Origin of the sequence: Burkholderia sp. Se-20378, from assembly GCF_017104665.1 — a bacterium.
GTDB classification, from domain to species: domain Bacteria; phylum Pseudomonadota; class Gammaproteobacteria; order Burkholderiales; family Burkholderiaceae; genus Burkholderia; species Burkholderia lata.
Window position 1 is genome coordinate 1 of record NZ_JAAGPG010001152.1, and the last position, 901, is coordinate 901.

Here is a 901-nt window from a genome sequence, read left to right on the forward strand (position 1 = left end):
TCCTCGCCCCGCGTACGCCGCAGCCGGCCGTGCGACGTCGCCCCCTCGACAGGACCCCTCATCCGTGAACCGCTCCGAACTGCTCGCGTGCGACGGCTGCCTGACCGTGATCCGGCCGCCCGCGCCGCCCGTCAAGCCGGCGCCCGGCCAGCCGGGCAGCCTGTCGTCCTACGTACCGGCGCTGCCGGAAGTGTTCGTCGCGATTCTCGACGACGGCCGCATCCTCGCGTTCAACGGCCACGTCGATCTCGGCACCGGCATCCGCACGTCGCTCGCGCAGATCGTCGCCGAGGAACTCGACGTGCCGGCCGCGCGCGTGACGATGGTGCTCGGCGACACGGCCGCGACACCGAACCAGGGCCCGACCATCGCGAGCGCGACGATCCAGATTTCCGCGACGCCGCTGCGCTGCGCGGCCGCTCAGGCGCGTCATACGCTGCTGGCGCTCGCCGCCGAACGGTTCGGTGTCGACGCGGCGCAACTGCACATCGACGATGCGACGATCTCGGCGAACGGGCAAACCGCTACGTTCGCCTCGCTCGTCGCCGCGCACCGGATCGCGCTGACACTCAACCTGAACACCCGCACGAAGGATCCCGCCCAATACCGGATCGTCGGCCGGTCGTCGCCGCGCGTCGACCTGCCCGCGAAGGCAACCGGCCAGCTCACGTTCGTGCACGACATGCGCGTGCCGGGCATGCTGCACGGTCGTGTCGTGCGGCCGCCGTATGCGGGCCACGACAGCGGTTCGTTCGTCGGCACCTCGCTCGTCGACGTCGACCGCGCGTCGGTGGCCGACGTGCCGGGGCTCGTGGCCGTCGTTGCGATCGGCGATTTCGTCGGCGTGGTGGCCGAGCGCGAGGAGAACCGGATCCCCGCGGCCGGCCCGCCGGAGCGGCAA

The 901-nt window shown here is 72.0% G+C and carries 1 protein-coding gene; it reads left to right on the plus strand.

Annotated elements, in window-relative coordinates; genetic code table 11:
* Nucleotides 1-64: 64 nt before the first annotated feature.
* Nucleotides 65-901, plus strand: an 837-nt coding sequence (locus G3N93_RS40695; RefSeq protein WP_206135598.1) for a molybdopterin cofactor-binding domain-containing protein, incomplete at its 3' end; no start/stop codon positions are given.